This window comes from Pseudoxanthomonas sp. Soil82 (genome assembly GCF_040446535.1).
GTDB classification, from domain to species: domain Bacteria; phylum Pseudomonadota; class Gammaproteobacteria; order Xanthomonadales; family Xanthomonadaceae; genus Pseudoxanthomonas; species Pseudoxanthomonas kaohsiungensis.
In genome coordinates, this window is sequence record NZ_JBEAAK010000004.1 from 1 (window position 1) to 13,539 (window position 13,539).

The following is a 13,539-nucleotide window of genomic DNA, read 5'->3' on the forward strand; positions in this document are numbered from 1 at the left end:
GGTGCATGTGTGTATGTAGGAGCCCATCCTCATGGGGCGACCGCGGTGCCATGGGTCGCGATGGCCCGTCGGCATCCCAGCCGCCTCGGGTCGCCGATGAATCGGCTCCTACAGGAGCATCGCGCCGGTGCAGGCTGGCGCTGCTCCGAGGCCCAGGACCGCTGAGCCCGGCCGGTGCATGTGTGTGTAGGAGCCCATCCTCATGGGCGACCGCGGTGCCATGGGTCGCGATGGCCCGTCGGCATCCCGACCCCCTCGGGTCGCCGATGAATCGGCTCCTACACGAGTGCGGGCCGGGCCACCCGCGACCTTTCACGCCGTTTTCGTTCATGATTGCGAAAATGTTCACGCGCACGCTGCTATTCCTTTCGACCCGCACCGGATGCCCGACCGCTTGCCCATGAAGACTCCCCTGCGCTGGTTCGCCCTGCTCGCCTTCCTCCTGCTGCCGCTCATGGCCTCGGCCCAGCAGGGCCTGGAGATCGACATCGTCGGTGGCAACGCCTCGGCCCTGCCGATCACCGTGGTGCCGATGCCCTACCAGGGCAGCGGCACGCCGCCGCCGACCGACATCGCCAAGGTGGTGCGCGACGACCTGGCCCGGTCCGGGGTGTTCCGCACCCTGCCGGAGGCGCAGATCCTCGAGAAGCCGACCCGCGGCGGCGAGATCAACTACGCCACCTGGAAGCAGCTCAAGCAGGACTACATCGTGGTCGGCCGCGTGCTCGACGCCGGCGACGGCGGCTACCGGGTCGAGTACGAGCTGTTCGACGTGGCCAAGGCCGAGCGCCTGCTGGGCCTGGCCATCACCGCCCGGCCCAACGCCACCCGCGACGCCGCCCACCAGATCGCCGACGCGATCTACGAGAAGATCACCGGCGTGCGCGGCGCGTTCTGGACCCGGGTGGCCTACGTCACCGCCAGCGGCACCGGCAAGGACATGCGCTTCGCGCTCAACGTCGCCGACGCCGACGGCTGGAACCCGCAGGTCGTGGTGCGCTCGGCCGAGCCGCTGCTGTCGCCGGCCTGGAGCCCGGATGGCCGCAAGCTGGCCTACGTGAGCTTCGAGCGCGGCAATTCCTCCATCTACGTGCAGGACATCGCCTCCGGCGCCCGCGAGCTGGTCTCCAGCTTCCGCGGCATCAACGGCGCGCCCTCGTTCTCCCCGGATGGCCGCCGGCTGGCCATGGCCCTGTCGCGCAGTGGCAACCCGGAGATCTACGTGATGGACCTGGGCAGCAAGCAGCTGACCCAGCTGACCAACCATTTCGGCATCGACACCGAGCCGACCTGGAGCGCCGACGGCGGCACCATCTACTTCACCTCCGACCGGGGTGGCCGTCCGCAGATCTACCAGGTGCCGTCCTCCGGCGGCAGTGCGACGCGCGTCACCTTCCAGGGCAACTACAACGCCACCCCGTCCGTTTCCTACGACGGCAAGAAGATCGCGGTGGCCCAGGGGGCCGGCAACACCTACCGGATCGCGATCATGGATTCCAGCCTCGGCTCGCCGCGCTGGAACACCGTGTCCACCGGCTCCCTCGACGAATCCCCCAGCTTCGCCCCCAATGCCAGCATGCTGCTGTACGCGGCGCGGGAGGGCGGGCGCGGGGTGCTCTACGCCGTCTCCGCCGACGGCCGGGTGCGCCAGCGCCTGGTCCTGGCCGACGGCGACGTGCGCGAGCCGGCCTGGTCGCCCTACCGCAGCGCCCGTTAAAATTCAGTTGTAATATTGCGCCGGTTGAACCGTCCGTTCCTGTTTTCCCCTACCACCACCCAATGCACCACAAGGAATGATCATGAACTCCTCCACCCGCGTCCTGTTGGTTTCGCTGCTGTCCGTGGCCGCCCTGGCCGGCTGCTCCAAGAAGGTCAAGGAAGCCCCGGTCGCCGAGACCACCCCGACCGCCCCGACCGCCCCGGTCGCCGATGACGGCGTCTATGGCCCGGAAGACCTGGACACCGACGCCTGCCTGCGCCAGCGCGTGATCCACTTCGACTTCGACCAGTACACCGTCAAGCCGGAGTACCAGGCCGTGATCGCCTGCCACGCCAAGTACCTGCGTGACCGCCCGTCGGCCCGCCAGAACCTGGAAGGCCACACCGACGAGCGCGGCAGCCGCGAGTACAACATGGGCCTGGGCGAGCGCCGCGGCAACGCCGTGTCGTCCGCGCTGCAGGCGGCCGGTGGTTCGGCCAGCCAGCTGACCGTGGTCAGCTACGGCGAAGAGCGTCCGCTGTGCACCGAGTCGACCGAGGCGTGCTGGGCGCAGAACCGCCGCGTCGAGATCGTCTACAGCGCGCGCTGATCCATGCGCTTGAAGCATCCCCTGCGGATGTTGGTCGTGGCGGCCCTCGTGGCCGCCACGCCCGCGTACGCGCAGAAGCTCAGCCTGGCCGACCGGGTCGCCCGCCTCGAACTGCAGGCGAACAACACCCAGGCCAACCAGGACCTGCTCAACCAGATGGAGCAGCTGCGCAACGAGGTGCAGACGCTGCGCTCGACCATCGAGCAGCTCCAGCACGAGAATAAGCAGCTGCAGCAGCGCAACCGGGACCAGTACCTGGACCTGGACGGGCGGCTGAACCGGCTGGAAGGCGGCGCCGTGCCGCCGCCGGCTGCCACCGACGCGCCGGCTTCTTCCGCGGCACCGGCGAGCGCGCCCACCCGCACCGTCACCCCCGCCGCGGCCGAAGCCGCACCGCGCGTGCACGGCGACCCCGGCTCGCTGGCCCAGGCCGGCGACGAGCGTGCCGCCTACGACATCGCCTTCGACGCGCTGAAGTCCGGTCGTTATGACGAGTCGGCCCAGCTGTTCCAGGCCTTCATCGACACCTGGCCGGCCGGCATCTATGCGCCCAACGCGCTGTACTGGCTGGGCGAGAGCCATTACGCCACCAAGAACTACACCCTGGCCGCGCAGCAGTTCGAAACGCTGATCGGCCGCTACCCGACCCACGACAAGGCGCCCGGCGCGCTGCTCAAGCTCGGCCTGTCCCAGTTCGGCAACGGCGACGTGGCGCGGGCCGAGGCGACGCTGCAGCAGGTCGTCAGCCGTTATCCGCAATCCGACGCCGCGCGCATCGCCGGCGACCGCCTGCATTCGATCCAGATCGGCCAGCTGCGCTGAGGCGCGCGGCGAGAGGGTGTCCTCGCCGTAGGAGCCCATCCTCATGGGCGACCCGAGGGCGCCTAGATCCACGGGGTGGGTCCACGGGGCGGCATGGAGGCCCGGACAGAGCACTGGGTCGCCGATGAAGATCGGCTCCTACAAAAAAAGCCCGCGCCCCACCGTGTGTAATAGCCCATCCTCATGGGGCACCCCGGGTGCATCGATTCACGAGGCGCCACGGATGCCACGACATGGCATCGGGTTGCCGATGAGGATCGGCTCCTGCGACCCGCCGGGCGCCCGCTGCAACACACAGGACCCATGGATACACCCGCGCCACCGAACCGCCTCAAGCTCACCGAGATCTTCCTGTCGCTGCAGGGCGAGGCGAACGCGGCCGGCTGGCCGACCGTGTTCGTGCGCCTGACCGGCTGCCCGCTGCGCTGCCAGTACTGCGACACCGCCTACGCGTTCCATGGCGGCCAGTGGTGGGAGATCGACGACATCCTGGCCGAGGTCGCCCGCCACGGCGTGCGCCACGTCTGCGTGACCGGCGGCGAGCCGCTGGCGCAGAAGCGCAGCATCGACCTGCTGCAGCGGCTGTGCGACGCCGGCTACGACGTGTCGCTGGAGACCTCCGGGGCGCTGGACATCGCCGGGGTCGATCCGCGGGTATCGCGGGTGGTGGACCTGAAGACGCCCGGTTCGGCCGAGATGGCGCGCAACCGGCTGGAGAACATTCCCCTGCTGACCGCCCGCGACCAGGTCAAGTTCGTGCTGTGCGGCCGCGAGGACTACGAGTGGGCGCGCGACATGGTCGCCGAGCATGCCCTGGCCGCGCGCTGCGACGTGCTGTTCTCGCCGAGCAAGAGCGAACTGGCGCCGCGCGAGCTCGCCGACTGGATCGTCGCCGACCGCCTGCCGGTGCGCTTCCAGATGCAGCTGCACAAGCTGCTCTGGAACGACGAACCGGGGCGCTGAGCGGGCGCACCGCGGCTTCCCGTAGGAGCCGATCCTCATCGGCGACCCGAAGCCGCTTCGGCACACCCCTGCCGCCTCGCGACCCGCTACGCCCGTGTCGCCCATGAGGATGGGCTCCTACAAGGCGCGTGGCGGCTTCTTGTAGGAGCCGATCCTTATCGGCGACCCGAGGCCGGGTCGGCATACCCGGGTGCCCCACGACCCATCGCGCCCGTGTCGCCCATGAAGATGGGCTCCTACAAGGCACGTGGCGGCTTCTTGCAGGAGCCGATCCTTATCGGCGACCCGAGGCCGTGTCGGCATACCCGGGTGCCCCACGACCCATCGCGCCCGTGTCGCCCATGAAGATGGGCTCCTACAAGGCGCGTGGCGGCTTCTTGCAGGAGCCGATCCTTATCGGCGACCCGAGGCCGGGTCGGCATACCCGGGTACCATCGCGCCCGTGTCGCCCATGAGGATGGGCTCCTACAATGGGCTTCCCCCACACGCCAGCAGTCCCATGAAGAACGCCGTCGTCCTCGTCTCCGGTGGCATGGATTCGGCCGTGGTCCTGGCCATCGCCCGCGAGCAGGGTTTCGCCGTGCACGCGCTGAGCGTGCGCTACGGCCAGCGGCACACCTCCGAGCTCGACGCAGCCGACCGCGTTGCCCGGGCGCTGGGCGCTGTCGCGCACAAGACCGTAGGCGTGGACCTGCGCAGCATCGGCGGCTCGGCGCTCACCGACGACATCGAGGTGCCCGATGCCGGTGGCGAGGGCATCCCCGTCACCTACGTGCCGGCGCGCAACACGATCATGCTCTCGGTCGCGCTGGGCTGGGCCGAGGTGCTGGGCGCGGCGGACATCTTCTGCGGCGTCAACGCGGTCGACTATTCCGGCTACCCGGATTGCCGGCCGGAATTCATCGAGGCGTTCGAGCGGCTGGCCAACCTGGCCACCAAGGCCGGCGTGGAAGGCGCCGGCATCCGCGTGCACGCGCCGCTGCTGCGCATGGGCAAGGACGAAATCGTGCGCGAAGGCCTGCGCCTGGGCGTGGACTTCGGCCAGACCGTGTCGTGCTACCGCGCCGACGCCGCCGGCCGCGCCTGCGGCCATTGCGACGCCTGCCGCCTGCGCGCGGCCGGCTTCGCTGCCGCAGGCGTGGCCGACCCGACGCGGTACGTGGGCGGCGCGATCGGTTAAAATGCCCGCCCGGCCGAGCGCCGGCACCCCGTGGGCCGTTAGCTCAGTCGGTAGAGCATCGGACTTTTAATCCGCTGGTCGATGGTTCGAATCCATCACGGCCCACCAATTGCATCAAGGCCCCGGCCTTCCAGCGTGCTGTGTTTGCTTCCATGATTTCTCGCGCCTGGTGAACGCGCGCGCTCTTGGAACGATGGCCACGTCGCGCCGACGCGAGAAGGGATTCGAAGGCAGCGATGCCTTGCGCCGATCCCCACTCTCGAACCAGAACTATCCTCATCGCGTCATCGGCGCCAGGCGCTGCACGCCATCACGGCGCCTGAACCGGTCGAGCCCACGATTGGGTTGCATTCCGGGGCAGCGCTGGCAATTCCGGGACGACCGCCGACGCTGGAATTCGCCAAAGACGAAGTGCTTCTCCTCCGTGAAGCCGGCCGAGGATCGAATTCCGGGTCCCGTCACCCGTCCGCCAGCGCCGCGGCAAGGAACCTGGCGGTCCTGCTCCGCTTGTGGCGCGCGACCTTCTCCGGCGTCCCCACGACGACGACCCTGCCGCCTTCCGCACCCGCTCCCGGGCCCATGTCGATGATCCAGTCGCTGCCGGCCGCGACGCGCATGTCGTGCTCCACCACGATCACGGAGTTGCCCGATTCCACCAGGGCCTGCAGCTGGTGCATCAGCCTGTCGACATCGGCCGGATGCAGGCCGGTGGTGGGTTCATCCAGCACGTAGACCGTATCGCGCCGCTGCGCGCGCTGCAGTTCGCTGGCCAGCTTGATCCGCTGCGCTTCGCCACCGGAAAGCTCGGTGGCCGGTTGGCCGAGCCGCAGGTAGCCCAGCCCCACTTCCTCCAGGACCTGCAGCGAGCGCGACACGGCAGGATCGTCCGCGAAGAACACGGCGGCCTCCGACACGGTCATCGCCAGCACTTCGGCGATGTTGCGTCCCTGCAACTGCACCTTGAGGGTGGCGGCGTTGTAGCGCGCCCCCCGGCACGTCGGGCAGGGCGCGTACACGCTGGGCATGAAGAGCAGCTCCACGCAGACCGAGCCCTCGCCCTCGCAGGTCCCGCAGCGACCCTTGGCCACGTTGAAGGAAAAGCGGCCCGCATCGTAGCGGAGCTTGCGGGCCTGGGCTGTCGCGGCGAAGCGCCTGCGCACATGGTCGAACAGCCCGGTGTAGGTCGCCAGGTTCGAGCGGGGTGTGCGCCCGATGGGCTTCTGGTCGACCTGCACCAGCCGGCGGGCCTGTTCCAGCCCTTCCACACGCCCCTGGGTACCCGGGTTGTCGCGACGCTCCAGCGGGTCGACCTCCTCGTCAGCGGCCTCCGGCTCCTGGCCGAGGTGGCCGGCCAGCAGTTCGACCAGTGCCTGGCTGACCAGCGAGGACTTTCCCGAGCCGGAAACGCCGGTCACGGTCGTCAGCACGCCCAGCGGAAAATCGACCGCGACATCCTCGAGGTTGTTGCGGGTCACGCCGCGCAGGCGCAACCACCCCGAGGGAGCTCGCCGCAAGCGCGCCGGGCGCTGCGCGCCTGCGAAGAGATAGCGGCGCGTGCTGGACTGGGCCACCCGCTCGAGGCCCTCCGGCGGGCCGCTGTACAGGATGCGTCCGCCCTGTTCGCCCGCGCCGGGGCCCACGTCCACGATCCAGTCGGCATGGCGGATCACGTCCATCTCGTGTTCGACCACGAACAGGGTGTTCCCCGCGGCCTTGAGCTCGTCCAGGGCGCGCAGCAAGGATTGCGTGTCAGCCGGGTGGAGCCCCGCCGAAGGTTCGTCCAGCACATACACCACGCCGAACAGATGGGAGCGGATCTGGGTGGCCAGGCGAAGGCGCTGGAGTTCGCCCGGCGACAGCGTCGGCGTGGCCCGTTCCAGGGTGAGGTAGCCCAAGCCCAGCTGCTCCACGACCCGGATGCGGTCGAGCAGGTCCGCGGCGATGCGCTCGGCGGCTACCGCCTGCTCCGGATGGCGGATATCGGTAGAGGTCTTTCCTCGGGCCACCGGGCCCAGTAGTGCGGCAACCCGGGTGAGGGGCAGCCGCGACAGCTCGCCGATGTCCATGCCGGCGAATTTCACCGACAGCGCCTCGCGGCGGAGGCGCTTTCCGTCGCAGGCGGGGCAGGGGGTACTGAGCAGGTACTGGGACACCCGTCGTTTGATCAGCGGACTCTGGGTGGTGGCGAAGGTGTGCAGCACGTACCGTCGCGCGCTGGTAAAGGTGCCCATGTAACTGGGTTCCGTCTTCTGCCGGAGCGCACGCCGGGTCTCGGCCAGTGTGAATCCGGCATAGACCGGCACGACGGGCTGCTCGTCGGTGAACAGGATCCAGTCCCGGGTTTTCTTCGGAAGCTTGTTCCAGGGTACGTCGACGTCATGACCCAGCGTGGTCAGGATGTCGCGCAGGTTCTGTCCGTGCCAGGCGACCGGCCAGGCGGCCACCGCCCGTTCGCGGATGCTCAGGGACCGATCAGGCACCATCGACGCCTCGGTGGCGTCGTAGATCCGGCCCAGCCCGTGGCAGGTGGGACATGCGCCGGCGGGCGTGTTCGGCGAGAACCCGTCCGCATGGATGATTTCCTGACCACGCGGGTAGGTGCCCGCGCGGGAATAAAGCATTCGCAGTGAATTGGAGAGGGTGGTGACGCTGCCGACCGAGGAGCGCGTGCCCGGGGAGCCGCGCTGCTGCTGCAGGGCCACCGCCGGAGGCAGCCCCGCGATGGAATCCACGTCCGGGATGCCTGCCTGGTCGATCAACCGGCGGGCATAGGGCGAGATCGATTCGAGATAGCGCCTCTGGGCTTCGGCGAACAGGGTTCCGAAGGCAAGCGACGACTTTCCCGAGCCGGAGATGCCCGTGAACGCCACCAGCGCGTCCCGTGGGATGTCCAGATCGACGTTCTTGAGGTTGTTCTCGCGCGCGCCCCGCACCTGGACGAAGGCATCCGTATCGCGGACACGGGTGGATCTGGTCGAGCGGGCCATGCGATGCCTCCTGGTCGACCCACTATCGGTGGCCCGGCCGGACGGGGCCGTCAAGGGTGGCTGAAGCAGTCGTGGTCGGCCATGCCGGCGCCCGCGTACGGCTTGCCGCCCAACATCGGCGCCCTCGCGACCGCGATCCTGAACCCGTGGGGTCTCCTCCCCGGCATCGGGTTGAAGGCCCGCCGGGGCGGGCGCATATTCAGATTTCCCGTCCGGTGCGCGATTCGGACCGCGTCTCACCTGCTGCGACTGCCCCGCGCCACGCTGCGATACCGTCGCGACCGCGCCGGCCCCGGTCGCGATCCTGCCCATGACCATCGACGCCTTCCATCCCGCCGTCGCCCGCTGGTTCGACGGCGCCTTTCCCGGACCGACCGAGGCGCAGGCCGCGGCGTGGCCGGCGATCATGGCCGGGCGCAACACATTGGTGGCCGCGCCGACCGGTTCGGGCAAGACCCTGACCGCCTTCCTGGCCGCGATCGACGCGCTGGTGCGCGAGGGCCTGGCCAACGGCGGCGAGCTGCCCGACCGCACCAGCGTGCTCTACATCTCGCCGCTGAAGGCCCTGTCCAACGACATCCAGATCAACCTCGAAGCGCCGCTGGCCGGCATCCGCGAAGCGCTGGACGAGCTGGGCCTGCCGGACGTGGAGATCCGCACCGCGGTGCGCACCGGCGATACCCCGCAGTCCGAGCGCGCGCAACTGCGCAAGAAGCCGCCGCACATCCTGGTGACCACGCCGGAGTCGCTGTACGTGCTGCTCGGCTCGGCCTCCGGGCGGGCGATGCTGGGCACGGTGCGCAGCGTCATCGTCGACGAGATCCACGCGCTGGCCGACGACAAGCGCGGCAGCCACCTGGCGCTGTCGCTGGAGCGGCTGGAGGCCCTGTGCGGGCGCCCGCTGGTGCGCATCGGCCTGTCGGCCACGCAGAAGCCGGTGGAGGAGGTGGCGCGCTTCCTGGTCGGCGGCGCCAATGTCTATCCGACGCGCGCGGACCTGCCCGGCTGGCAGGCGGCCGATCCGCTGGCCGGCACCGATGCGGTGCTCGGCGGCAGCGCGACCGTCGACGTGCCGGACTGTGCCATCGTCGACATCGGCTACGCCAAGCAGCGCGACCTGGGCCTGTTGCTGCCGCCCACGCCGCTGTCGGCGGTGATGTCCAACGAGCAGTGGGCGCAGGTCTACGCGCAGCTGGTCGAGCTGGTGCGCGCGCACCGGACCACGCTGGTGTTCGTCAACACCCGGCGCATGGCCGAGCGCGCCGCGTTCAACCTGGGCGAACTGCTCGGGCGCGAGAACGTCGGCACCCACCATGGCAGCCTGTCCAAGGAACTGCGCCTGGAGGCCGAGCAGAAGCTCAAGGCCGGCCAGCTGCAGGTGCTGGTCGCCACCGCCTCGCTGGAGCTGGGCCTGGACATCGGCGACGTCGACCTGGTCTGCCAGCTCGGCTCGCCGCGCTCGATCGCCGCGTTCCTGCAGCGCGCCGGGCGCTCGGGCCACCACGTCGGCGGCGTGCCCAAGGCGCGGCTGTTCCCGCAGACGCGCGACGAGCTGGTCGAGTGCGCCGCGCTGCTGGACTGCGTGCGCCGCGGCGAGCTGGACGCGCTGCGGATCCTGCCGGCGCCACTGGACGTGTTGGCCCAGCAGATCGTGGCCGAGGTCGCCGCCACCGAGTGGGAAGAGGATGCGCTGTACGACTGGATGCGCCGGGCCTGGCCCTATGCGCGGCTGGAGCGTGCGAAGTTCGACGAAGTGGTGAAGATGCTCGCCGACGGCTTCAGCGACCGCCGCGGCCCGCGCGCCGGCTGGCTGCACCGCGACGCGGTCAACCGGCGCCTGCGCGGGCGCCAGGGCGCGCGGATGGTCGCGACCATGTCCGGCGGCACCATCCCCGACACCGGCGACTACGCGGTGGTGCTGGAGCCGCAGTCGACCTTCATCGGTAGCGTCAACGAGGACTTCGCGATCGAGAGCATGGCCGGCGACGTCTTCCAGCTCGGCAACACCAGCTACCGGATCCTGCGCGTGGAGCCGGGCCGGGTGCGGGTGGAGGACGCGCAGGGCCAGCCGCCGAGCATTCCGTTCTGGCTGGGCGAGGCGCCCGGGCGCACCGACGAGCTGTCGCTGGGCGTGTCGCGCCTGCGCGAGGAAATCGCCGTGCGAATGGAGGGCGCGCGGGTGGTGGTCGAGCCGCCGGTGCCGGCCGCGGGCGATGGCGGGGCCGACGAGGCCGAGGCGCCCATGCCGCGCCTGGTGGTGGAAGGCGCCGAGACCGCCACGCAATGGCTGCACGAGGAGGTGGGCCTGGACGCGGACGCCGCACGCCAGCTGGTCGACTACCTGGGCTCCACCGCGATCGCGCTCGGCGCCATGCCGACCCAGCAGCGCGTGGTGCTGGAACGCTTCTTCGACGAGACCGGCTCGACCCACCTGGTCATCCACAGCCCCTACGGCAGCCGCCTCAACCGCGCCTGGGGGCTGGCCCTGCGCAAGCGCTTCTGCCGCCAGTTCAACTTCGAGCTGCAGGCGGCGGCGACCGAGGACGCGATCGTGCTGTCGCTGTCCACCAGCCACAGCTTCCCGCTGATCGAAGTATCGAAGTACCTGCATTCCTCCTCGGCGCAGGACGTGCTGGTGCAGGCGCTGCTCGACGCGCCGCTGTTCCCGGTGCGCTGGCGCTGGAACGCGACCACCGCGCTGGCGCTGCCGCGCTTCATCGGCGGCAAGAAGGTCCCGCCGCAGCTGCAGCGGATGAAGTCCGAGGACCTGCTGGCCACCGTGTTCCCGGACCAGGTCGCCTGCCTGGAGAACATCGTCGGCGAGCGCCAGGTGCCGGACCACCCGCTGGTGGCGCAGACCCTGGACGACTGCCTGCACGAGGCGATGGACACCGACGGCTGGCTGCAGGTGCTGCGCGGGCTGGAATCGGGCGCGATCGCGGTGGAGGCACGCGACCTGGCCGCGCCTTCGCCGCTGGCGGCCGAAGCCCTGAACGCGCGCCCGTATGCGTTCCTCGACGACGCGCCGCTGGAGGAGCGCCGCACCCAGGCGGTGCAGACGCGCCGCTATGCCGATCCGCAGTCGGCCACCGACCTGGGCCGGCTGGATGGCGAGGCGGTCGAACAGGTCCGCGTCGAGGCCTGGCCGCGCGCGCGCAACGCCGACGAAATGCACGAGGTGCTGACCGGGCTGGGGTTCGTGACCGCCGCCGAGGCGGCGCGCGAGCCGGCGTGGGAGCCGCTGCTGCAGTCGCTGGTGCGCGGCGCGCGCGCGACCCGGCTCACCGCCGCCGGCAGGCAGTGGTGGGTCGCGGCCGAGCGCTTGCCGCAGATGCTGGCGCTGCATCCTCCCGCCCTGCTGCAGCCGGGCATCGCGGTGCCGGAGGAGTTCGCCCGCGCAGGATGGAGCGCGGAGGACGCGGCGGTGTCGCTGCTGCGTTCCCGCCTGAGCGGGCTCGGTCCGGTCACCGCCGCAGCGCTGGCCGACAGCCTGGGCATCGCCCCCTTGGCCACCGACATGGCGTTGCTCAAGCTGCAGTCGCAGGGCTACGCGATGCAGGGCCGGTTCTCGCCGGCGGCCACGGCCGAGGAGTGGTGCGAGCGCCACCTGCTCGCGCGCATCCACCGCTATACGCTCAAGCGCCTGCGCCGGGAGATCGAGCCGGTGGCGCCGCGCGACTTCATGCGCTTCCTGTTCGACTGGCAGCGCGTGGCGACCGACGCCCGGGTCAGCGGGCCGGAGGCTCTGGCCGGCGTGCTGGCCCAGCTCGAGGGTTTCGAGGCACCGGCCGCCGCGTGGGAGGGCGAGTTGTTGCCCGCGCGCGTGCGGGACTACTCGATCAGCTGGCTGGACGACCTGTGCACGGCCGGCCGCACGCTGTGGACGCGGTTGCGCGCGACCGACGTGGAGCCGGGTGCGCCGCGCGGCAATGCCTCGCTGCGCTCCACCCCGGTGCTGCTGCTGCCCCGGCGCAGCGTGCCCCTGTGGACGGCGCTGGCGCCGCCCGCGCCCGACGATGCCGCGCTGTCCTCGCGCGCGCAGAAGGTGGCGGACTTCCTGGCCGCGCACGGTGCTTCGTTCTTCGACGAGATCGTCGCCGGCACGCGCCTGCTGCAGACCGAACTGGAAGACGCGCTGGCCGAGCTGGTGGCGCGCGGGTGCGCGCACTGCGACAGCTTCGCCGGCCTGCGCGCGCTGCTGGTGCCGCCCTCGAAGCGGCCGGCGGCCGGGCACGGGCGGCGCCGGGCGATGATGCTGGGGATCGAGGATGCCGGGCGCTGGGCGCTGGTGCGGCGTGCGCCGTTGCCTGGCGGCGGGCTGGAAGACCCGCCTGCGCCCACGCGCGGAAGCGAAGCGCGGGCGGCGAAGAAGCCGGATCCGGAGGCGGTCGAGCACGTGGCCCGGGTCCTGCTGCGTCGCTATGGCGTGGTCTGCTGGCGGGTGCTGGAGCGCGAGGCCGCCTGGCTGCCGCCGTGGCGCGAGCTGCTGCGCGTCTACCACCGGCTCGAGGCGCGTGGCGAGGTGCGCGGCGGCCGTTTCATCGAGGGCCTGTCCGGCGAACAGTTCGCCCTGCCCGAAGCGATCGCACCCCTGCGCAAGGCCCGGCAGAAGCCGCAGGACGGCACCCTGGTATGCGTCAGCGCGCTGGATCCGCTCAACCTGTCGGGCACGGTGGTCGTCGGCGACAAGGTTCCGCGGATCGCCGGCGCGCGGGTGCTGTACCGCGACGGCATCCCGGTGGCGTCGCTGGTGGCGGGCGAGGTGGCTTTCATGCCCGGGCTGCCGCCCGGGGAGCACGACGCGGCGCGGCGGAGCCTGCTGCGCGAGCCGGCCTCGGGCGTGGACGCGCTGATGGCACAGCTGCACGCGGGCACGGCAGCGGTGCATTAGGCCCGCCGGTACGCACGGCAGGGCCCGCGGTCGCGGGCGGCACGCCGGCATGGGATGCCCAACGAGGCGGGACGTTGTCAGAGGCCTGCCGTTGGTCGGTTTAAACCGACCGCTGGTCGGTCATGCGCGAGCCCCGCCGGGGCATGCGTCCTTGTTTCCGGTTGGATGCACCGGAAACCATCATAAGCCACTAATTTTGAACGCATTATCTCGGACTGCATTACCCGGTCGGTCGGGAGGGGCTCTCCGGGGGGCGTGATAGTTTTGCGATGCGGTTCGCGGTTTATGGAGTAGGGGACGAACCATCAGGTCCCCTTCCGCTCAGGGGGAACCATGGAACAGCTGCATTGCACCGGCCGGCGCACCGTGCCGGATCGCCACGCTGGG

The 13,539-nt window shown here is 70.6% G+C and carries 7 protein-coding genes and 1 tRNA gene; 7 read left to right on the forward strand and 1 reads right to left on the reverse strand.

The features are described from left to right. Positions 1-400 precede the first annotated feature (400 nt). From tolB to ABKA19_RS11505, 6 genes are all read left to right on the forward strand, one after another. The gene (gene tolB / locus ABKA19_RS11480; RefSeq protein WP_353689017.1) at positions 401-1,717 is read left to right on the forward strand and encodes a Tol-Pal system beta propeller repeat protein TolB; all 1,317 of its coding nucleotides are present in this window, start codon (positions 401-403) and stop codon (positions 1,715-1,717) included. An 82-nt stretch (positions 1,718-1,799) separates the two neighbouring features. Then, complete coding sequence (gene pal / locus ABKA19_RS11485) at positions 1,800-2,309, forward strand: peptidoglycan-associated lipoprotein Pal (protein WP_353689018.1); 510 nt, start codon at positions 1,800-1,802, stop codon at positions 2,307-2,309. 3 nt (positions 2,310-2,312) lie between these two features. Beyond that, a complete protein-coding gene (gene ybgF / locus ABKA19_RS11490; RefSeq protein ID WP_502945776.1) occupies positions 2,313-3,131 on the forward strand; it encodes a tol-pal system protein YbgF in 819 nt (272 codons plus the stop codon). A 303-nt stretch (positions 3,132-3,434) separates the two neighbouring features. Next, positions 3,435-4,094, forward strand: coding sequence for a 7-carboxy-7-deazaguanine synthase QueE (queE, locus tag ABKA19_RS11495; protein ID WP_353689020.1), 660 nt, complete (start codon positions 3,435-3,437; stop codon positions 4,092-4,094). Positions 4,095-4,593: 499 nt separating this feature from the next. Then, positions 4,594-5,274, forward strand: a complete 681-nt coding sequence (queC, locus tag ABKA19_RS11500; protein WP_162376412.1) for a 7-cyano-7-deazaguanine synthase QueC — start codon at positions 4,594-4,596, stop codon at positions 5,272-5,274. A 32-nt stretch (positions 5,275-5,306) separates the two neighbouring features. Continuing rightward, positions 5,307-5,382, forward strand: a tRNA-Lys gene (locus ABKA19_RS11505). Between the two features lie 350 nt (positions 5,383-5,732). On the opposite strand, the gene ABKA19_RS11510 is transcribed toward ABKA19_RS11505, so the two are convergent. Next, positions 5,733-8,261 (reverse strand): excinuclease ABC subunit UvrA, encoded by a 2,529-nt coding sequence (locus ABKA19_RS11510; protein WP_353689021.1) that lies wholly within the window; start codon positions 8,259-8,261, stop codon positions 5,733-5,735. A gap of 304 nt (positions 8,262-8,565) precedes the next feature. Here ABKA19_RS11510 and ABKA19_RS11515 point away from each other — a divergent pair, with 304 nt between their 5' ends. Next, the gene (locus tag ABKA19_RS11515) at positions 8,566-13,152 is read left to right on the forward strand and encodes a DEAD/DEAH box helicase (RefSeq protein ID WP_502945792.1); all 4,587 of its coding nucleotides are present in this window, start codon (positions 8,566-8,568) and stop codon (positions 13,150-13,152) included. Positions 13,153-13,539 lie beyond the last annotated feature (387 nt).

Coding starts and splice junctions, on each gene's coding strand:
- tolB (WP_353689017.1), top strand. CDS start 401: ATGAAGACTCCCCTGCGCTGGTTCGCCCTGCTCGCCTTCCTCCTGCTG.
- pal (WP_353689018.1), top strand. CDS start 1,800: ATGAACTCCTCCACCCGCGTCCTGTTGGTTTCGCTGCTGTCCGTGGCC.
- ybgF (WP_502945776.1), top strand. CDS start 2,313: ATGCGCTTGAAGCATCCCCTGCGGATGTTGGTCGTGGCGGCCCTCGTG.
- queE (WP_353689020.1), top strand. CDS start 3,435: ATGGATACACCCGCGCCACCGAACCGCCTCAAGCTCACCGAGATCTTC.
- queC (WP_162376412.1), top strand. CDS start 4,594: ATGAAGAACGCCGTCGTCCTCGTCTCCGGTGGCATGGATTCGGCCGTG.
- ABKA19_RS11510 (WP_353689021.1), bottom strand. CDS start 8,261: ATGGCCCGCTCGACCAGATCCACCCGTGTCCGCGATACGGATGCCTTC.